Origin of the sequence: Pseudomonas silesiensis (assembly GCF_001661075.1) — a bacterium.
In the GTDB taxonomy this organism is placed as follows: Bacteria; Pseudomonadota; Gammaproteobacteria; order Pseudomonadales; family Pseudomonadaceae; genus Aquipseudomonas; species Aquipseudomonas silesiensis.
Genome location: NZ_CP014870.1, coordinates 2,972,669 through 2,991,663 on the forward strand (window position 1 = coordinate 2,972,669; position 18,995 = coordinate 2,991,663).

The 18,995-nt window shown below is 60.0% G+C and carries 15 protein-coding genes; 5 read left to right on the forward strand and 10 right to left on the reverse strand.

All coding sequences use genetic code 11. The annotated features are described in order from the left end of the window. Window positions 1-14 precede the first annotated feature (14 nt). From PMA3_RS13380 to PMA3_RS13410, 7 genes are all read right to left on the reverse strand, one after another. Window positions 15-1,118, reverse strand: coding sequence for an ABC transporter ATP-binding protein (locus tag PMA3_RS13380; RefSeq protein WP_064677597.1), 1,104 nt, complete (start codon window positions 1,116-1,118; stop codon window positions 15-17). Between the two features lie 250 nt (window positions 1,119-1,368). Next, complete coding sequence (locus PMA3_RS13385) at window positions 1,369-2,199, reverse strand: carbohydrate ABC transporter permease (protein ID WP_064677598.1); 831 nt, start codon at window positions 2,197-2,199, stop codon at window positions 1,369-1,371. 10 nt (window positions 2,200-2,209) lie between these two features. Beyond that, complete coding sequence (locus PMA3_RS13390) at window positions 2,210-3,136, reverse strand: carbohydrate ABC transporter permease (RefSeq protein ID WP_064677599.1); 927 nt, start codon at window positions 3,134-3,136, stop codon at window positions 2,210-2,212. Between the two features lie 175 nt (window positions 3,137-3,311). Continuing rightward, a complete protein-coding gene (locus tag PMA3_RS13395; RefSeq protein WP_064677600.1) occupies window positions 3,312-4,622 on the reverse strand; it encodes an ABC transporter substrate-binding protein in 1,311 nt (436 codons plus the stop codon). Between the two features lie 266 nt (window positions 4,623-4,888). Next, on the reverse strand, window positions 4,889-5,794 hold the full coding sequence (locus tag PMA3_RS13400; RefSeq protein ID WP_064677601.1) for an AraC family transcriptional regulator: 906 nt from the start codon (window positions 5,792-5,794) through the stop codon (window positions 4,889-4,891). Between the two features lie 73 nt (window positions 5,795-5,867). Beyond that, on the reverse strand, window positions 5,868-7,163 hold the full coding sequence (locus PMA3_RS13405) for a glycosyltransferase (RefSeq protein WP_064677602.1): 1,296 nt from the start codon (window positions 7,161-7,163) through the stop codon (window positions 5,868-5,870). 93 nt (window positions 7,164-7,256) lie between these two features. After that, complete coding sequence (locus PMA3_RS13410; protein ID WP_064677603.1) at window positions 7,257-7,622, reverse strand: response regulator; 366 nt, start codon at window positions 7,620-7,622, stop codon at window positions 7,257-7,259. Window positions 7,623-7,874: 252 nt separating this feature from the next. On the opposite strand from PMA3_RS13410, the gene PMA3_RS13415 reads away from it, so the two are divergent. The 5 genes from PMA3_RS13415 to PMA3_RS13435 all read left to right on the forward strand — a co-directional run bounded on the left by PMA3_RS13415 (window position 7,875) and on the right by PMA3_RS13435 (window position 14,419). Beyond that, window positions 7,875-11,366, forward strand: coding sequence for a response regulator (locus PMA3_RS13415; RefSeq protein ID WP_064677604.1), 3,492 nt, complete (start codon window positions 7,875-7,877; stop codon window positions 11,364-11,366). Beyond that, complete coding sequence (locus tag PMA3_RS13420; protein ID WP_064677605.1) at window positions 11,366-12,199, forward strand: CheR family methyltransferase; 834 nt, start codon at window positions 11,366-11,368, stop codon at window positions 12,197-12,199. Before PMA3_RS13415 ends, PMA3_RS13420 begins: the two co-directional genes overlap by 1 nt. Continuing rightward, the gene (locus PMA3_RS13425) at window positions 12,196-12,789 is read left to right on the forward strand and encodes a chemotaxis protein CheB (RefSeq protein WP_064677606.1); all 594 of its coding nucleotides are present in this window, start codon (window positions 12,196-12,198) and stop codon (window positions 12,787-12,789) included. Before PMA3_RS13420 ends, PMA3_RS13425 begins: the two co-directional genes overlap by 4 nt. After that, window positions 12,783-13,964 (forward strand): hybrid sensor histidine kinase/response regulator, encoded by a 1,182-nt coding sequence (locus tag PMA3_RS13430; RefSeq protein ID WP_064677607.1) that lies wholly within the window; start codon window positions 12,783-12,785, stop codon window positions 13,962-13,964. The genes PMA3_RS13425 and PMA3_RS13430 overlap by 7 nt, the downstream gene beginning before the upstream one ends. A gap of 77 nt (window positions 13,965-14,041) precedes the next feature. Further along, window positions 14,042-14,419, forward strand: coding sequence for a response regulator (locus PMA3_RS13435; RefSeq protein WP_059405185.1), 378 nt, complete (start codon window positions 14,042-14,044; stop codon window positions 14,417-14,419). A gap of 103 nt (window positions 14,420-14,522) precedes the next feature. Here PMA3_RS13435 and PMA3_RS13440 read toward each other — a convergent pair whose 3' ends face one another. From PMA3_RS13440 to PMA3_RS13450, 3 genes are all read right to left on the reverse strand, one after another. Next, the gene (locus PMA3_RS13440; RefSeq protein WP_064677608.1) at window positions 14,523-16,193 is read right to left on the reverse strand and encodes a response regulator; all 1,671 of its coding nucleotides are present in this window, start codon (window positions 16,191-16,193) and stop codon (window positions 14,523-14,525) included. After that, complete coding sequence (locus PMA3_RS13445) at window positions 16,190-17,692, reverse strand: ATPase domain-containing protein (protein WP_064677609.1); 1,503 nt, start codon at window positions 17,690-17,692, stop codon at window positions 16,190-16,192. Before PMA3_RS13445 ends, PMA3_RS13440 begins: the two co-directional genes overlap by 4 nt. Window positions 17,693-17,848: 156 nt before the next feature. After that, the gene (locus tag PMA3_RS13450; protein ID WP_064677610.1) at window positions 17,849-18,904 is read right to left on the reverse strand and encodes a tetratricopeptide repeat protein; all 1,056 of its coding nucleotides are present in this window, start codon (window positions 18,902-18,904) and stop codon (window positions 17,849-17,851) included. Window positions 18,905-18,995 lie beyond the last annotated feature (91 nt).

Genomic DNA, 18,995 nt, shown 5'->3' on the forward strand with positions numbered 1-18,995 from the left:
CAGGCTCTCTGAGTTCAGGCGGCAACGCGCAACGGACGGGTCAGCGCCACGCCGTCGGCATCGAATAAATGGCAGTGTCCGGCGTCCAGGTGCAGGCTCAGGGTTTCGCCATAGCGGCTGGCCAGGTCGCCGCGCACGCGCAGGGTCAAGGCTTCGCCGGACGCGGTCACGACGTGGCAGAAGGTGTCGCTGCCCAGGCGTTCGCTGACGTCAGCGGTGACCTGCAGGCTGCAGTCGCCGGGTTGCGCCAGCTCGAGGTGTTCCGGGCGGATGCCCAGGGTCACGGCGCCGCCGACGTTCAGGGTGGCGCCGGTGAACGGCAAGGTGATGCGGGTGCCGGCATCCAGCAGCACTTCGCAGCCGTGGCGCTCGACGCGGGTGACCTTGCCTTTGAGGAAACCCATCTTCGGCGTGCCAAGGAAGCCAGCGACGAACAGGTTGGCCGGCTGGTGATAGAGCTCCAGCGGCGAGCCGACCTGTTCGACCCTGCCGCCATTCAATACGACGACCTTGTCGGCCAGGGTCATGGCTTCGACCTGGTCGTGGGTCACGTAGATCATGGTCGCTTGCAGTTCCTTGTGCAGCCGCGACAGTTCCAGGCGCATTTGCACCCGCAGGGCGGCGTCGAGGTTGGACAGCGGTTCGTCGAACAGGAAGATTTTCGGGTTGCGCACGATCGCCCGGCCGATGGCCACGCGCTGGCGCTGGCCGCCGGAGAGTTGCTTGGGTTTGCGCTCGAGCATCGGCCCGAGTTCGAGGATGCGCGCGGCGTCGTTGACCTTTTTCTCGACCTCGGCCTTGGGCACGCCGGCCAGGTCGAGGGCGAACGACATGTTCTTGCGCACGCTCATGTGCGGGTACAGGGCGTAGGTCTGGAACACCATGGCCAGGTCGCGCTTGGCCGGGCTGACTTCGGTGATGTCGCGGCCATCGAGCTCGATGGTGCCGCCGCTGACTTCTTCCAGGCCGGCGATCAGCCGCAGCAGGGTGGACTTGCCGCAGCCCGAGGGGCCGACGAAGACCACGAATTCCTTGTCGCGCACTTCCAGGTCGATGCCCTTGATGATGGAAAAGCCTTCGAAGCCTTTTTGCAGGTTCTTGATTTTCAGGTTGGCCATGGTGGTGGGCCTCCGTTTGTTGTTATTCAAATTGTGCCGGGCCGGGCTATTCCTGTAGGAGCGAGCTTGCTCGCGAAAAACCCGCAGGCACCGCGTTCTTCTGGGCAGTGCGCGTTATCGTTCACGTTTTTCGCGAGCAAGCTCGCTCCTACAGGGGGCGCGTTCTTCCAGGCAGTGCGCGTTATCGTTCACGTCCATCGCGAGCAGGCTCGCTCCCACAGGGAGGGCATCTCCCACAAGGGGGCTATCTTCATTTCACCGCGCCAAACGACAGGCCGCGCACCAGTTGTTTCTGGCTGATCCAGCCGAAGATCAGGATCGGTGCGCAGGCCAGGGTCGAGACCGCCGACAACTTGGCCCAGAACAGCCCTTCGGGGCTGGAGTACGAGGCGATCAGGGCGGTCAGCGGGGCGGCCTGGGACGAGGTCAGGTTCAGCGACCAGAAGGCTTCGTTCCAGCACAGGATCAGCGACAGCAACACCGTGGAAGCCAGGCCGCCCTTGGCGATCGGCAGCAGCACCCGGACCATTTCCTGCCACAGCTTCGCCCCATCCAGGCGCGCGGCTTCGAGGATGTCCCGGGGAATGTCCTTGAAGTAGGTGTAAATCATCCAGACCACGATCGGCAGGTTGATCAGGGTGTAGATCACGATCAGCGCGATGCGCGTGTCCAGCAGGCCGAAACTCTTGGCCAGCAGGTAGATCGGCATCAGCACGCCCACCGGCGGCAGCATCTTGGTCGAGAGCATCCACAGCAGCGTGCCCTTGGTGCGCTGGGTTTCGTAGAACGCCATGGAGTAGGCGGCCGGCACCGCGATCAGCAGGCACAGGGCGGTGGCGCTGAAGGAAATCACCACCGAGTTCCAGGCGAAACTGACGTAGTCGCTGCGCTCGTTGATGTGCAGGTAGTTCTCCAGGGTCGGGGTGAAGATGAACTGCGGCGGCGTGGCGAACGCATCGATTTCGCTCTTGAAGCTGGTCAGCACCATCCAGAAGATCGGGAAGAAGATCAGGATCGCGATGGCCCAGGCCAGGGTGCCCAGCAGCAGGCTTTGCAGACGACGGGAGTGTTGAAGGGTCATGGCAATGGCCTCAGGCTTTGTCGGTCAGGTTTTTGCCGATCATCCGCACCAGGACGATGGCCGCGATGTTGGCGATCAGCACCGCGATCAGGCCGCCGGCGGAGGCCATGCCGACGTCGAACTGCACCAGCGCCTGGTTGTAGATCAGGTAGGCGAGGTTGGTCGAGGCGTAGCCGGGGCCGCCGTTGGTGGTGGTGAAGATTTCGGCGAACACCGAGAGCAAAAAGATGGTTTCGATCATCACCACCACCGCGATGGGGCGGGCCAGGTGCGGCAGGGTCAGGTGCCAGAAAATCGCGATGGGACCTGCGCCATCGAGGCGCGCGGCTTCCTTCTGCTCCTGGTCGAGGGACTGCATGGCGGTCATCAGGATCAGGATCGCAAAGGGCAGCCACTGCCAGGAGACGATGATGATGATCGACAGCAGCGGGTAATGCGCCAGCCAGTCCACCGGCTGCGCGCCGAACAGTTTCCAGACGTAGGCGAGAATCCCCGACACTGGGTGGAAAATCAGGTTCTTCCAGATCAGCGCGCCGACGGTGGGCATGATGAAGAACGGCGAGATCAGCAGCACCCGCACCAGGCCGCGACCGAGAAACTCACTGGCCTCCAGCAAGGCACTGATCAACACGCCGAACACCACGCTGATCAGCAGCACGCTGCCCACCAGCAACAGGGTGTTGGTGGCGCCGGGCATGAACCCCGAATCGCTGAGGAAGTAGCTGAAGTTTTCCAGGCCGACGAACTGGTTTTCCCCGGGGTAGAGCAGGTTGTAGCGGATCAGCGAAAAGTAGACGGTCATGCCCAGCGGCACGATCATCCACAGCAGCAACAGCGCCACCGAGGGGCTGACCAGGAACCAGCCGGGGTTGGCCAGGCGGCTTTTACGCAGGGGTTGGGGAAGGTCGATGTGAGCTTTGGCGGTTGAAATATTCATGGTGATAGAACCAATAAGGAACAGACAAATGAAGATCTACTGTAGGAGCGAGGCTTGCCAGCGAACAGACAAATGAAGATCTACTGTAGGAGCGAGGCTTGCCCGCGAAGGCGGCTTGTCTGACACACCGCCTTCGCGGGCAAGCCTCGCTCCTACAGGGGGGGGCGGGCGGGGGTTATTTGGGATACCCGGCGCGCTTCATTTCACGTTCGGTGGTTGACTGGGCGGCAGTCAGGGCCTGGTCGACCGTGGTCTGGCCGATCAGCGCCGCGGAAAACAATTTGCCGACCTGGGTGCCCACGGCCTGGAACTCGGGAATGGTCACCAACTGAATACCGATGTACGGCACCGGTTTGGCGCTCGGCTTGCTCGGGTCCGCCGCTTTCAGCGACTCTAGCGTCACCTTGGCGAATGGCGCGGCCTGCAGATAGGCCTCGCTATAGGTCGAGGCCCGGGTGCCTGGCGGCACGTTGGCGATGCCGTCTTTTTCCGCGACCAACGCCCCGTACTCCTTGGAAGTGGCCCAGGTGCTAAAGGTTTTCGCCGCGTCCTTGGCCTTGGAACTGGTCGGAATTGCCAGGGCCCAGGAATACATCCAAGCCGAGCCCTTGTCGGTGGTTTCGTGCGGTGCGTAGGTGAAGCCGACATGTTCGCTGACTTTGCTCTGGGTCTTGTCGGTGACGAAGGAACCGGCCACGCTGGCATCGACCCAGATCGCGCACTTGCCGCTGTTGAACAGCGCCAGGTTTTCGTTGAAACCGTTACTCGAGGCGCCCGGTGGGCCGGATTTCTTCATGGTGTCGACGTAGAAATTCAGCGCGTTCTTCCATTCCGGGCCGGTGAATTCCGGCTTCCACTGCTCATCGAACCAGCGCGCACCATACGCATTGGCGACGGTGCTGATGAGCGCCATGTTCTCGCCCCAGCCGGCCTTGCCGCGCAGGCAGATGCCGTACTGTTCCTTATCCTTGTCGGTGAGCTTGCCGGCGAATTCGCCGATCTGGGTCCAGGTCGGACGTTCGGGCATGGTCAACCCGGCGTTCTTGAACAGGTCGGTGCGGTAATAGGTGATGGAGCTTTCGGCGTAGAACGGCAACGCGTAAAGCGTCCCCTTCACCGAGAGGCCGTCACGTACGGAAGGGAAGACATCGTCGAGCGCGTAGCTGGCCGGCAAGTCCTTCATCGGCTCCAGCCAACCCTTGGCGCCCCAGAGTGCGGCTTCGTACATGCCGATGGTCAACACATCGAACTGGCCACCTTGAGTGGCGATGTCGGTGGTCAGGCGTTGGCGCAGGACATTTTCTTCCAGCACCACCCAATTGAGCTTGATGTCCGGATGCTCGGCCTCGAAGGTTTTCGAGAGCTTTTGCATGCGGATCATGTCGCTGTTGTTGACGGTGGCGATGGTCAGGGTCTGGGCGCCGAGGCTGACGCTGCTGAGGGTCATGCAGGTGAGGGCTAGCAGAGCGTTTACAGAAGGTTGCATCGTGCACTCCTTTTCTGCACCTGGCGGGTTGCAGAAGGATGGTTATTGTTTTTGTGTCTTCCGAAGGCAGGAAGAATGTGCACTGATTACAACGTTCAATTGATGGCGTGACAAATCATCGGTCACACTTGAGTTGATACTATTTTGCACTGGGCGTGAGGGCGAGAGGTGCTGGGGACGGGTTTTGTGCGCTCGTTCTCGATCGAATCCGTACAGGTTTTAGCCGGAAAAGTTGACTTGCACCGCCGCTCCCACAGGGATAGGTGTTAACCCAGATTCTGTTCGGTCAAACGCTGCACCGCCAACTTGCGATAGTGCGACGGCGTCATGCCTTTGAGCTGCTGAAACCGCCGATTGAAATTGGAAATATTGTTGAACCCCGACTCGAAACACACATCGGTCACCGGTTTGTCGCCGTCGGCCAATAATTCGCAGGATTTGCTGATGCGCAGGCGATTGACGAATTCGATGAAGCATCGCCCGGTGGCTTGTTTGAAAACCCGGCTGAAGTAGGTCGGCTTCATGCCCAGGTGCTCGGCCACTTCCTCCAGCGGCAGATCCCGGGCGTAGTGGGCGAAGATGTAGTCCACGGCCCGGTTGGTGCGATCGATGTTGTGCTCGTCGGCCAACTGGGGCGTCGTGGCGCCGGAAAGCGTTTGGTAATCGTCGCAGGAGGCCAGCAGTTCCAGCAGAATGAAAAAGTGCCCAAGCCGGGTCACACCCGTCGAATCGGCGATACGCTGCATTAGGTCCATCGCCTGGCGGATGGTGCGTTTGCAGCGGAATTCGATGCCGTACTGCGCACGCTCAAGCAGCGGTATCAGGGTCTTGAACTCAGCGAACACCAGGTGCCCGCTGTCGAACAATTCGTCCGTAAAGTTGACCAGCATGTCGCGCTTGGGCACTACTTCGTCTTCGGCGACCTGGCTGATCCAGTTGTGGGGCAGGTTGGGGCCGGTGAGGAACAGGGATTCGGGATAGAAGTTGCCGATGTAGTCGCCGATGAACACCTTGCCGGAGCTGGCGACGATCAGGTGCAGTTCGTATTCCTTGTGGAAATGCCAACGCACCAGGGGGCAGGGAAAGCCATGCTGGCGATAGATGATGGACAACCCGTTGTGGTCGTCCATCAGCTCGTAGGAAGGGTCGGTAACTCTGGCAGTCCGGGTCATTTCAGTGCGCTTTTGTTGTTATCGCCCGCTGATCATGCCTCGTTCCAGCCGGTTAATGCTACCCGGTGGTTCGTCAAGTGATCAGACGGTTTTTCGCTTCAATCCATTGCGACATGTATTGAGTGCTCTTGTGCTGATGATGGCGCAGCATGCTGCCGGTGAAGTTATCCCTTCTGATGGACGAGAGGTGCAGGCGGCATTCGTTGATTCGGGCAATCAATGCCGGGCCGTGGCGGGTGCGCTGATAACGACTGGCCAGTAGTTGCAATCCTTGCGCTTGTGCATCCAGCCAGCGGGTCTTGTCCTTATAAAGTTGCACGGCGTTATCGGCGAACGCCTGGGCCGTCCGGGTCACCGCCCCTGGCCACGGCTCGTCGCCGTGCATGGCTTCTGCGCCGATCGGCGTGGTGACATTCGGCGTCCCGCACAGCATCGCATCAACGAGCTTGCCTTTGATGCCCGCCCCAAAGCGCAACGGTGCCAGGCACACACGCGCCGCCGACATGACTTGCAAGGCATCTTCCGCCCAGTTCATCACATGAAACCCTTGGGCCGCATTGTGCAGCGCAGTGGCCTTGGGCGGTGTATAAGCGCCGTAGATGTGCAACTGAGCACTTGGCAGCTGCTCGCGGATCAGCGGCCACAGGGTGGTTTTCATCCAGAGCACCGCGTCCCAGTTCGGCGCATGGCGGAAATTGCCGATGCTGAGAAAGTGCGCCCTTTCCTCAAAGGCCGCTGGCGGCGCGCTCGGCAGGTCGACCATCAGCGGGCACCCGTGCAGCAAGTTGCGCGGCACCTTGAATTGTTCGACCAGCAACTCGATTTCCACATCGGAAATCATCAGGTTCAAGTCACAACGATAAATCGCGGCGATCTCCCGTTTGGCCAGATCGGTCCCGGCCATGAACTCGAACTCTGCACGCAAAGCCTTGGCGAACAACTCGCTGAAATCATCGGCGTCGTCACTGGCCTTCAAACGCTCCTTGAGCCGTAGATGGCGGGCATCGCGCAGGCTTTGCAGATCGGAAGTCTCCAGTACACGCAAAGCATCAGGACACTGTTGTTCAACGCGCCAGCCGAATTGTTCTTCCATCATGAACCGATCGAACAGCACGACATCCGGCGCCAGTTGGCTGATGAAGCTGTCGAAACTGCTGTTGTTCAATTCGATCGGCACTTCGCGTATGCCCAGGGCCGCCAGGTCTGCCCGGTGTTCGCCAGTGCCCGCCGGACTGCTGAAGGTAATGTCCCAGCCTTGCTCCAGGAACGTCTCGAGAATTTGCATCATATGCCCGCCAGCCGCCGAAGAGCGGGGCTCGGGCCAGACGTAACCAATGACCAGGACTTTGGTTGCGCGGGGCTGACTCATGAATGGACATTCCTTGAAACGAGGGCAGGGGACAAAATCGGGGTGCGATTAAACCACAGGCCATGGCAAACCCCGTTGCCGTGTCGGTGCAGATCAGGCGTTGTTGAGCATAACTCTGACCTTGTCGCGCAGCTGCTCGATGGAGAACGGCTTGCCAATTACCTGCATCCCATCAGGTACCTCAATGCTTTCGGCATAACCACTGGCGAAAAGGATCGGCAGATCCGCACGCAGCATCCGCGCCTGCGTGGCCAGTTCACGGCCATCCATGACCGGCAGACCGACGTCGGTCATCATCAGGTCGATGTGCTGATCTTCGTCGTTGAGAAATTCCAGTGCCTGTTCGCTGCCATCGGCCTCGAGCACCTTGAACTCCAGTTCCTCCAGCACATCGACGATCAGCATGCGGACGATGGCATCGTCTTCGACGACAAGGATGATGGACGCATCAGGGGACATAGTAAGGGATCTCAAAGGTTGAAAAAGGCGGTGGCCGGTCGATCGAAATCGCCGGGCTCTTGCATGAGTAAGTAGCGGATCCCGACAAGTTCCCGGCGCTGATGAAAAAAGGATGGCTGGCAAGGATAACCGCTCCTTCGCGCCGGAGCAGCTGAATGTAGGATTTTGCGCGAAAACCTGTCAGAAAGTTGGATCGTCGTGGCGGTTTTGGGGCAAACTCCGTGGTTTTCAACAGATCGACAAGGCTTCCCCATGACCTCCGCGTCTTCGGTTGACGAGCAACGATTTCGTAAACTCCTGAGCCGCAACGTGAGTCTGCCCTTGGGTGTCGGCGTACTCAGTGCCGTGTTCTTCGTTTCGCTCATCGCCTATCTGCTGTCGGTGATCCAGTGGGTCGAGCACACCGACCGGGTGATCAATAACGCCAATGAATCGATAAAACTGACCGTCGATCTGGAAACCGGGATGCGCGGCTTCCTGCTCACGGGCGATGAGCAATTCCTTGAACCCTACGAAACGGCGAAGCCGCGAATCGCGGTCGCCCTCAAGACCTTGCTCGATCTGACGGCGGATAACCCGGTGCAAACCGACCGCCTGCACCGGTTGCAGGCTTTGCAGGATGAATGGGCCGCATACGCCACGACCATCATCGAGTTGCAGCGCTCACGTGGGGACTATCGCGCCGCAGTCAAGGCCGGGCAGGGCAAACGCCTGACCGATGAGATCCGCAAACAATTCGAAGACGTGATCGACATGGAGCAGCAGTTGCGCACCGCGCGCAACGAGGAAGTACGGCGCACCACCGTCTGGAGCATCGTCCTTTATATGCTGTTCATCGCAGGGATCAGCGCATTGCTGGCCTACATCGGCCGCCGGGATCTGCTCAACCTTTCACAAAGCTACAGTGCCAACCTCGCCGCGCAACAGGCCAGCGCCCGTCGCCTGGAACAGCAGGCCTGGCTGCGCAACGGCCAGACCGAACTGGCCGAACAAGTGCTGGGGCAGCTGTCGCTCAATGTGCTCGGGCGCAACATTCTGCAGTTTTGCGCGCAGTACCTCGGTACGGCGGTCGCCGCTATTTATGTCCGTGAAGAACACGGCGGTCTCAAGCGCATTGCCTCTTATGGCCTCTCCCGGGAACAGGAGGCGCTTGACCAACAGATCCACAGTGGCGAAGGCATTGTCGGCCAGGTCGCGGAACAGGCTCGCTTGATCCGCCTCGACAACGTACCAAGTGACTATTTCAAGGTCAGCTCCGGCCTCGGCGAAGGCTTGCCCCATAGCGTGCTGGTGGTGCCGACCAGTGACGATGACCGGATCAACGGGGTGATCGAACTGGGTTTCCTGCGTCCGCTCGACGAGCGCGATGTCGAACTGCTTGAACTGATTGCCGGCAACATCGGCACGTCCATCGAAGCCGCGCGCTATCGCCAACGCCTGCAGGAAGTGCTGGCCGAAACCCAGCAGCTCAACGAAGAGCTGCAGGTCCAGCAGGAGGAACTCAAGACCGCCAACGAAGAACTGGAAGAGCAATCGCGGATTCTCAAGGAGTCCCAGGCACACCTGGAAACCCAGCAGGTCGAGCTTGAGCAGACCAATGAGCAACTCGCGGATCAGGCGCAGATCCTGGCCGATCAGCGCGACGCCATGGACCTTAAGAACACGGAACTCAATCAGGCGCAGATCCAGCTCGAAGAACGCGCCGAAGAGCTGCAGCGTTCGAGCAAGTACAAGTCCGAATTCCTCGCCAACATGTCCCATGAGTTGCGTACGCCGCTGAACAGCTCATTGATCCTGGCCAAGTTGCTGGCGGAAAACCCTCAGCAAAACCTCAGCGCCGAGCAAGTCAAATTCGCCGAGTCGATCTACTCCGCCGGCAATGACTTGCTCAACCTGATCAACGATATTCTCGACATTTCCAAGGTCGAGGCCGGCAAACTCGAGGTGCGTCCGGAGAACACCAGCGTCGCGCGTCTGGTGGAAGGGTTGCGCGGGATGTTCCAACCGCTGGCCGCAGACAAGAGGCTGGACCTGCAAGTCGAATTGCAGCCGGGCGCGCCGACGATGATCTATACCGACCGCCAGCGCCTGGAGCAGGTCATCAAGAACCTGCTCTCCAACGCGGTGAAATTCACCGAAAAAGGCTCGGTCAGCCTGACAGTGGCCAACCAGCCTGGCGACGGTATCGCCTTTGTCGTTCGCGACTCCGGGATCGGCATTGCCGCGGACCAGCAGGACAGCATTTTCGAAGCCTTCCGCCAGGCCGATGGCACCACCAACCGCCGCTACGGCGGCACTGGCCTGGGCCTGTCGATTTCCCGCGACCTGGCGGCATTGCTCGGCGGTTCCATCAGCGTCACCAGCGAGCCAGGGCAGGGCAGTGTATTTACCCTGGTCTTGCCTCGGCAATACGTTGAACCGGGGGATGAGCCGGTCGAACCGATGAAGGCCTCACCGGTGGCCATGACCCCGAGAGTCACGCCCGCCGCGCCGGTGCCGCTGATCGCCGCTGTGGATATCCCGCGTTTCGACGACGATCGCGCAAAGGCGCCCTTCACCACGCGTTGTATCCTGGTGGTAGAAGATGAGCCCAACTTTGCGCACATCCTCTACGACCTGGCCCATGAATTGGGTTATCAATGCCTGGTAGCCCACGGGGCCGACGAAGGCTACGACCTGGCCAGGGAGTTCATCCCGGACGCCATCCTGCTGGACATGCGTTTGCCGGATCATTCCGGATTGACTGTCTTGCAGCGACTGAAGGAACACGCGCAAACCCGGCACATTCCGGTGCATGTCATTTCGGTGGAAGATCGCGTCGAAGCCGCCATGCACATGGGCGCCATCGGGTATGCGGTCAAGCCGACCACCCGCGAAGAACTCAAGGACGTGTTTGCCCGCCTCGAAGCCAAGCTGACCCAGAAGGTCAAGCGTGTGCTGCTGGTTGAAGACGACGACGTGCAACGCGACAGCATTGCCCGCCTGATCGGCGACGATGACATCGAAATCACCGCCGTTGGCCTAGCGCAGGAAGCGCTGAACCTGCTGCGCACGACCGTTTTCGACTGCATGATCATCGATCTCAAACTGCCGGACATGCTTGGCAACGATCTGCTCAAGCGCATGTCCACCGAGGATATCTGCTCGTTCCCGCCGGTGATCGTCTACACCGGGCGCAACCTGACCCGGGACGAGGAAGCCGAACTGCGCAAGTATTCGCGTTCGATCATCATCAAGGGCGCGCGCTCGCCCGAGCGTCTGCTGGATGAGGTCACACTCTTTCTGCACAAAGTCGAATCCGGGTTGTCCCATGAACGGCAGAGGATGCTCAAGACCGCGCGCAGCCGCGACAAGGTCTTCGAGGGCCGCAAGGTGCTGCTGGTGGACGACGATGTGCGCAACATCTTCGCCCTGACCAGTGCGCTGGAACACAAGGGTGCGGTCGTGGTCATTGGCCGTAACGGCCGTGAGGCGATTGAACGCTTGAATGAAATCGAGGATATCGATCTGGTGTTGATGGATGTGATGATGCCGGAGATGGACGGCTTCGAAGCCACCAGCCTGATCCGCAAGGACCCGCGCTGGCGCAAGCTGCCGATCATTGCGGTGACGGCCAAGGCCATGAAGGACGATCAGGAGCGCTGTTTGCAGGCCGGCTCCAACGATTACCTGGCCAAGCCCATTGACCTGGATCGCCTGTTCTCGTTGATTCGCGTGTGGTTACCGAAGATGGAACGCATTTAGTGGAAAGCATTTATTCCGGGGAGCGCAATAGCGAAATCGAATTGCGCTTGCTGATCGAGGCGATTTACCTCAAGTACAGCTACGACTTTCGCGATTATTCCGGTGCGTCGATCAAGCGTCGCGTCCACCACGCGTTGACCCAGTTTGAATGTGCCACTATTTCGGCGTTGCAAGAAAAGGTGCTCCACGATCCGACAGCGTTCATGCAATTGCTGCAGTTGCTGACGATTCCGGTCAGTGAAATGTTCCGCGACCCCTCGCACTTCCTCGCCATCCGCCAGGAAGTGGTGCCGTTGCTCAAGACCTATCCTTCGATCAAGATCTGGATCGCCGGTTGCAGCACCGGTGAAGAAGTCTATTCGATGGCGATTCTGTTGCGCGAAGAGGGCCTGCTCGATCGCACCATCATCTACGCCACCGACATCAACCCGCGTTCGCTGGATAAAGCCAAGCAGGGGATTTTCTCCATGGAGAATGTCCGCGCCTACACTCACAACTACCAGCAGGCAGGTGGCCAGCAGTCGTTTGCCGACTACTACACGGCAGCCTATGGCTACGCCATTTTCGACAAAACGCTGTGTGACAACGTGACCTTCGCCGACCACAGCTTGGCGACCGACAGCGTCTTTTCAGAAACTCAATTAATTTCATGTCGTAACGTATTGATTTACTTTAATAAAAAGCTTCAAGATCGCGCTTTCGGTTTGTTCCATGAGTCCCTTTGCCATCGGGGATTTCTGGTGCTGGGCAGCAAGGAAACCCCGGATTTCTCAGCGTATGGCAACCAGTTCGATCCCCTGATCAAACAAGAACGGATCTACCGCAAATCATGAACAGAGCAAAGGAATTGCCTTGTATGGAAGCGATTGTGATCGGCGCCTCGGCGGGCGGCGTGCAGGCGTTGCTCACGCTCCTCGGCCCGCTGCGCAAAGGTTTCGTCCTGCCGATCATAGTGGTGCTGCACCTGCCTGAAGCAGGTCGCAGCCAACTCGCCGAAGTCTTCGCGCGAAGAGTGGCCCTGCCGGTGCTGGAAGCCCGGGACAAGACGCCGATCCAAGCGGGGACCCTGTACTTTGCCGGGCCCGGGTATCACTTGTCGGTGGAGCAGGACCGCAGCTTTTCCTTGAGCCTGGAGGACCGCGTGCATTATTCGCGTCCCGCCATCGATTACCTGTTCGAGTCGGCTGCCGATGCGTATGGCCAGGCGCTGGCCGCGGTGTTGCTGACCGGCGCCAACCGCGACGGCGCGCACGGCCTGGCCAAGGTCAAGCATCGTGGCGGCCTGACCATCGTGCAGGATCCTGACGAAGCCCAGGTCGCGACCATGCCCTTGGCCGCGCTGGATACTCTGGCGCCAGATCACATCCTCCCCCTGCGCGGCATCGGCCGTCTGCTTGTCGAGCTGGAACGAATAGCATGCTAAGTAATATCCAAGCCAAACTGCTGATCGTCGACGATTTGCCGGAAAACCTGTTGGCGCTCGAAGCGTTGATCAAGCGTGAAGACCGTATCGTCTATAAAGCCTTGTCCGCTGACGAAGCCTTGTCCCTGCTGTTGCAGCACGAATTCGCCATCGCCATTCTCGACGTGCAGATGCCCGGCATGAATGGCTTCGAACTGGCCGAGCTGATGCGTGGCACGGAAAAGACCCGGAACATTCCGATCGTGTTTGTCAGCGCTGCCGGGCGCGAATTGAATTACGCATTCAAAGGCTACGAAAGCGGTGCGGTGGACTTCCTCTACAAGCCGCTGGACATCCACGCGGTCAAGAGCAAGGTCAACGTGTTCGTCGATCTGTTCCGCCAGAGCAAGGCGATGAAGCAACAGGTCGAAGCGCTTGAGCGAAGCCGGCGCGAGCAGGCAGCACTGCTCGAGCAGTTGCAGAGCACCCAGCTCGAACTGGAACAGGCGGTGCGCATGCGCGATGACTTCATGTCGATCGTCGCTCATGAAGTCCGCACGCCGCTCAATGGCCTGATTCTCGAAACCCAACTGCGCAAGATGCACCTGGCCCGGGATAACGCTGCGGCGTTCACCCTGGAAAAGATGCACGCAATGGTCGATCGCGACGAGCGGCAGATCAAAAGCCTGATCCGACTGATCGAAGACATGCTGGATGTGTCGAGAATTCGTACCGGCAAGCTGTCGATCCGGCCAACGCGCTTCGACTTGTCTGCGCTGGTTGAAGATTTGTTACAGAACTTTGCTCCACAGATCGAAGCCGCAGAGTCCTCGGTCACCCTGCAGGCCGGGCATCCGGTGGTGGGGCACTGGGACGAGTTTCGCATCGAACAGGTCATTTCCAATTTGTTGACGAACGCTTTACGGTACGGCGCCAAGAGTCCGATCACCGTGAAGGTGTACAGTGAGAACGGCCAGGCGCTGGTGGAGGTGCAGGATCTTGGAATCGGCATTGGTGAAGAGAACCAGAAGCGCATTTTCCAACAGTTCGAGCGGGTCTCGGCTAAACATGCCGTCGCCGGGTTGGGCCTGGGGTTGTTTATTTCAGAACAGATAGTGACCGCCCATGGCGGTTCCATTACCGTCCAGAGCCGGATTGGCGAAGGCGCCTTGTTTCGCGTTTGTCTGCCGCTGTAGGAAAACAGCCAGCTAAACGCAACCTCTGATCGACCCCACGGTCGTATCAGCAGCTATTGACCGAACAAAGGCTTCCCATGAGTGAAGATGCACAAGACGTCGTACTGATCGTCGAAGATGACCCCTCGATATTGATGGTGCTATCGGCCTATCTGTCGGGTGAGGGCTACCGGGTGCTGCAGGCCGAAAACGGCGAGCAGGCCTTCGAAATCCTGGCGAGCAAGCCGCACCTGGACATGATGATCACAGACTTCCGCTTGCCTGGGGGGATCTCGGGCGTACAGATCGCCGAACCCGCGGTGAAGCTGCGACCTGAGCTGAAGGTGATTTTCATCAGCGGCTATCCACAGGAAATCCGCGAGACTGACAGCCCGATCACCCGAAAGGCGCCGATCCTGGGCAAACCGTTCGACCTGGATGTGCTGCAGGAGCTGATGCAGGAAATGCTTTCGTAGGAGCGAGCGGTGCGGCGATCCGACTTGCCCGCGAAGAACGATAACGCGGTGTGTCAGACGTGACGCCTTCGCGAGCAAGCTTCGCTCCTACAAGAGAGGGGGGTCAGATCCGGATCATCTCCCGCACCTTCGCCGTCAACAGGTCAAAGGTGAACGGCTTGGTGATCATCTGCATGCCCGGGTCCAGGAAACCGCCGCGCACCGCGGCGTGTTCGGCGTAGCCGGTGATGAACAATACCTTGAGTTCAGGCCGGTACTGCCGGCCGATTTCCGCCAGCTGCCGGCCATTCATGCCGGGTAAGCCGACATCGCTGATCATCAGGTCGATCCGTTGCGCCGAATCCAGGATCGGTACCGCACTGTCGGCATCCGCGGCCTCGACAAAGGCGTAACCCAGCTCGCTCAACACGGTACTGACCAGCACCCGCACCGCCGGGTCGTCTTCGACGATCAACACCGTTTCGCCGTTTTGCGCGGACGGAGCGTGATGGACGTCTGCCGGAACATCCCGGGGCAGATCGCCACCGAAGCGCGGCAGGAACAAGCTCACCGTGGTGCCGTTGCCCACTTCGCTCTGGATGGCGACGTGGCCGCGGGATTGTTTGCTGAAACCATAAATCATCGATAACCCGAGGCCTGTGCCCTGGCCGATCGGCTTGGTGGTAAAAAACGGGTCGAAGGCCCGGTTGATGGTGCTTTGCGGCATGCCACAGCCGGTGTCGGTGACGCTCAGCATCACATACTCGCCCGGGTCGAGGTTGCTGTGGGCCTGGGTGAAGGCGCGGTCCAGATGCCGATTGCTGGTTTTCACCACCAGTTGGCCACCATCGGGCATGGCATCCCGTGCATTGATCACCAGGTTGAGCAGGGCGCTTTCCAGTTGGTTGGGGTCGGCCTCGGCCACCCACAGCTGTTCACTGAGCTGCATGTCCAGCTGAATGCTTTCGTTGATGCTGCGCTGCAGCAACTCACCCATGGAAACCACCAGGGTGTTCATCTGCACGGGTTTGGAATCGAGCGACTGGCGCCGGGAGAAGGCCAGCAGGCGGTGGGTCAGGCCGGCCGCGCGGTTGGCGGAGGTCACCCCCAGATCGATCAGGCTGTCCAGGTCGTCTGTACGGCCACGGGCCAGGCGCCGGCGCAGCAACTCCAGGCTGCCGATGATACCGGTCAACATGTTATTGAAGTCATGGGCGATGCCGCCGGTGAGTTGGCCGACCGCTTCCATTTTCTGTGACTGGCGCAGGGCTTCTTCGTTGTTGCGCAGCTGTGCGGTGCGTTCCTCGACCTGCTGTTCGAGGGTTTCGAGGGTGTTCTGCAACCGCAGCTCGCTTTGACTCAGGTCGATCAACCGATCCCTGGCTTCGTACTGTCGTCGTCGCCCGCGCAACGCGGTGGTCACCAGGCTGATCAGGGTCACGGGATGAAAAGGCCGCTCGAGAAAGGTGACATTGCCCAATTGTGGACCGAAGCGCGAGGCGGGGTTCTGTTCCGGGCCGCCATGATAGGTCAGCAAGACAATCGGCAAGTCCGACCAGGCCGGCTGTTGCTCGATCAGGCCGAGCAACGGCTCAAGATCGCTGCCCAGCAACGCCTCGGAAGAGATCAACAGCAGGCCTGCGCCTTGCGTCAACTCGCTGCAAAGGCCCGCCAGATCGCGGGTGATGACGCCGTCGAAACCCGCTTCGTTGAGCATCATCAGGGCAATCTGGCTGTCACGTCCCAGCGGTGCCAGAATGATCGCGCGCTCGGACATTGCTTCCATGACCGTCACGGGAGGTCTTCCCCGAGCAACGGATTGCTCGCACCCATATAAGTCGGGACTCCGCGCAATACGCCCTGGAACGCGTCCAGCGGTTCGCCGATCGTCATGCCCTGGCCGCTGATGCGGTATTCACGAATGGTCGATTCATGGCTGCCGGTACGTTTCTTGATGATCGAAATCGCTCGGCGAACCTTGCCCAATGCTTCGAAGTAACGCAACAGGATGACCGTATCGGCCAGGTAGGTGATGTCTACAGGGGCTTGCATGTCACCGACCAGTCCGTGCTGGGCGACGGTCATGAAGGTCGCGGCGCCCCGGCGATTGAGGTACAGCAGCAACTCGTGCATGTGCAGCACCAGGGCGTTTTCTTCAGGCATTGCCGCCTGATAGCCATTGATGCTGTCGATCACTACAGTCTTGATATCACGCTGGTCGACGCAACGGCGGACCCGGTGGGAAAACTCGCCGGGGGACAGTTCGGCGGCATCCACTTGTTCGATCAGCAGGTTACCGGTGTCTTGCAGGGCTTTCAAATCGATGCCCATGTTGTTCATGCGTTCGAACAGCAACCCCAGTTCTTCGTCAAAAATGAATAGGGCCGCTTTCTCGCCCCGTGCCACGGCCGCCGCGGCGAAGATCATCGAGATCAGCGATTTGCCGGTACCGGCCGGGCCGAGGATCAAGGTGCTGGACCCGGTCTCGATGCCGCCGCCGAGCAGGGCATCCATTTCCTTGATGCCGCTGGTCAATTGCTGACGGGAATATACGCCGCGATGTTCGGCGGCGACCAGGCGCGGGAACACGTGGACGCCATCGCCCATGATGGTGAAGTCGTGGAAGCCGCCGCGGTACTTCTGGCCACGGTACTTCACTACGCGGATCCGCCGGCGCTCGGCGCCATAGTTGGGGGTCAGTTCTTCCAGGCGAATCACGCCGTGGGCAACACTGTGCACGGTCTTGTCGAGGGATTCGGTGGTCAGGTCATCGAGCAACACCACCGTGGCGTCATAGCGCACGAAGTAGTGTTTGATCGCGAGGATCTGGCGCCGGTAGCGCAGGGAGCTTTGGGCCAGCAGGCGGATCTCGGACAGGCTGTCGAGTACCACGCGAGTCGGCTTGACCCGCTCGACCACTTCGAAAATCTGCTTGGTGGCTTCGCCAAGTTCCAGGTCCGAGGAGTACAGCAGGCTTTGCTGATGTTCGGCATTGAGCAGGCTTTCCGGGGGTGTCAGCTCGAAGATGTGGATGTTTTCATCCAGCTCCCAGCCATGGGACAACGCGCCCTGGCGCAGTTCGCGCTCGGTTTCCGACAAGGTGATGTACAACGAGCGTTCGCCGGCTCGCGCACCGGCCAACAGAAAATGCAGGGCAACAGTGGTTTTACCTGTGCCGGGTTCACCTTCGAGCAAAAACACATGGCCGCGGGACAATCCGCCGGCCAGGATGTCATCCAGACCTTCGATGCCGGTGGCGGCTTTTGCACTGAACAACTCGTTAGACGTAGACAAATAATGCCCTCTCAAGATCAGGGGAGACGAGGCAGCAGGCCTGAAGTGCCTGAATGGACTGCCTGATCACTTGACCTTTTGCCGCGAAGAGCGTTCAACACTTTTTGCTGTGGGTTGGCACGGGACTCGTTTACGCGGTCGCGGTCGGACGAACTTTTATAGCCCCTGCTGCAACGCCGGGTCGTCGGGGTTGAGCTGTTCCAGTTGCGCCAACAGAATCTGCACGTTCTGCAGTTGTCCGCTTTCCTTCCAGTAATTGATCAACAACACCCGGGCCCTGCGGTCGGCCGGGTGGCGCTGGACGATTTCCTGCAGCTGTTTCTGCGCCGCTTCCAGCTCCAGTTCGCCGTGCAGCGTGGTGGCCAGGTCGTAGCGGTAATCGCTGTTGTCCGGCTCCAGTTCCACCGCCTTGGACAGGCCGAGCAGGGCGAATTCACTTTGCCCGTGATGCAGCAGCCAGAGCCCCAGGGCATGTTGCAGGTAAGCCGAATCGGGTTGCGCCTTCAACTGTTTGGCCAATAGCAACCGGGCGGCTTCGCTCTGGCCTTGTTTGTCCAGCACTTCAATTTGCATCACCAGCGCGGGGAGGTTGCCGGGGGCAAGCCGCAAGACGTGCTCCAGCGCCTGTTGCGCTTCTTTCAACTCGGCATTGTGCAGGTGCAGTCGAGCCAGTTGGTAGTGATTGTCGGCGCTTTCCGGCTGGCTTTTCAGGTCCTGCTCCCAGGCGTCGATGGCGTGTTGCAGCGGCCCGAAATACAAACCGAGATCGTCTGGCGAAAGCCCCAGCAAGGCGTTCACGGCGGCATAGCGCACGCGCTGGTCGCTGTCATCGAGCAGCGGGCCCAACAGCAGGCTGCGTTGGCCGCCGGGCACCAGGCCGCTGATGCTGTTGATCGCCGCCACGCGCACGTCCGGCGATTCATGCTGCAAGTCCGCATCCGCCAGTTTCAGGGCCACGGAGCTGGGGTAGTTGGGCAATTCGGCATGCAGCCAGATGCGTCGCTTCGGTGAAAGGTCCGGGCGCGCCAATTGCTGGTACAGCACCCGGGCCGCACCTGGTTGACCCGCGCGCGCCTGGTCGAGGGCTTCGGTGTAGCCGCGCTTGATCGCAGCCGGCACCGCGGGGGTGGTGCTGCGCAGAAAAAACCAGGCAAGGCCGATGGCGAACAGAACGCAGAGGCTGATGATCAGATAGCGGCGGGACTGGGGCATGCAGGAATCCGGGAGCTGGCAAGCTGTTGCAGAGCCGCCAGCTTCGGTCAGGAGGGGCCGTGAGTCAATTCCTGACGCCAACATCCTGACT

Coding starts and splice junctions, on each gene's coding strand:
- PMA3_RS13380 (WP_064677597.1), bottom strand. CDS start 1,118: ATGGCCAACCTGAAAATCAAGAACCTGCAAAAAGGCTTCGAAGGCTTT.
- PMA3_RS13410 (WP_064677603.1), bottom strand. CDS start 7,622: ATGTCCCCTGATGCGTCCATCATCCTTGTCGTCGAAGACGATGCCATC.
- PMA3_RS13450 (WP_064677610.1), bottom strand. CDS start 18,904: ATGCCCCAGTCCCGCCGCTATCTGATCATCAGCCTCTGCGTTCTGTTC.
- PMA3_RS13425 (WP_064677606.1), top strand. CDS start 12,196: ATGAACAGAGCAAAGGAATTGCCTTGTATGGAAGCGATTGTGATCGGC.
- PMA3_RS13405 (WP_064677602.1), bottom strand. CDS start 7,163: ATGAGTCAGCCCCGCGCAACCAAAGTCCTGGTCATTGGTTACGTCTGG.
- PMA3_RS13390 (WP_064677599.1), bottom strand. CDS start 3,136: ATGAATATTTCAACCGCCAAAGCTCACATCGACCTTCCCCAACCCCTG.
- PMA3_RS13385 (WP_064677598.1), bottom strand. CDS start 2,199: ATGACCCTTCAACACTCCCGTCGTCTGCAAAGCCTGCTGCTGGGCACC.
- PMA3_RS13430 (WP_064677607.1), top strand. CDS start 12,783: ATGCTAAGTAATATCCAAGCCAAACTGCTGATCGTCGACGATTTGCCG.
- PMA3_RS13395 (WP_064677600.1), bottom strand. CDS start 4,622: ATGCAACCTTCTGTAAACGCTCTGCTAGCCCTCACCTGCATGACCCTC.
- PMA3_RS13400 (WP_064677601.1), bottom strand. CDS start 5,794: ATGACCCGGACTGCCAGAGTTACCGACCCTTCCTACGAGCTGATGGAC.
- PMA3_RS13435 (WP_059405185.1), top strand. CDS start 14,042: ATGAGTGAAGATGCACAAGACGTCGTACTGATCGTCGAAGATGACCCC.
- PMA3_RS13415 (WP_064677604.1), top strand. CDS start 7,875: ATGACCTCCGCGTCTTCGGTTGACGAGCAACGATTTCGTAAACTCCTG.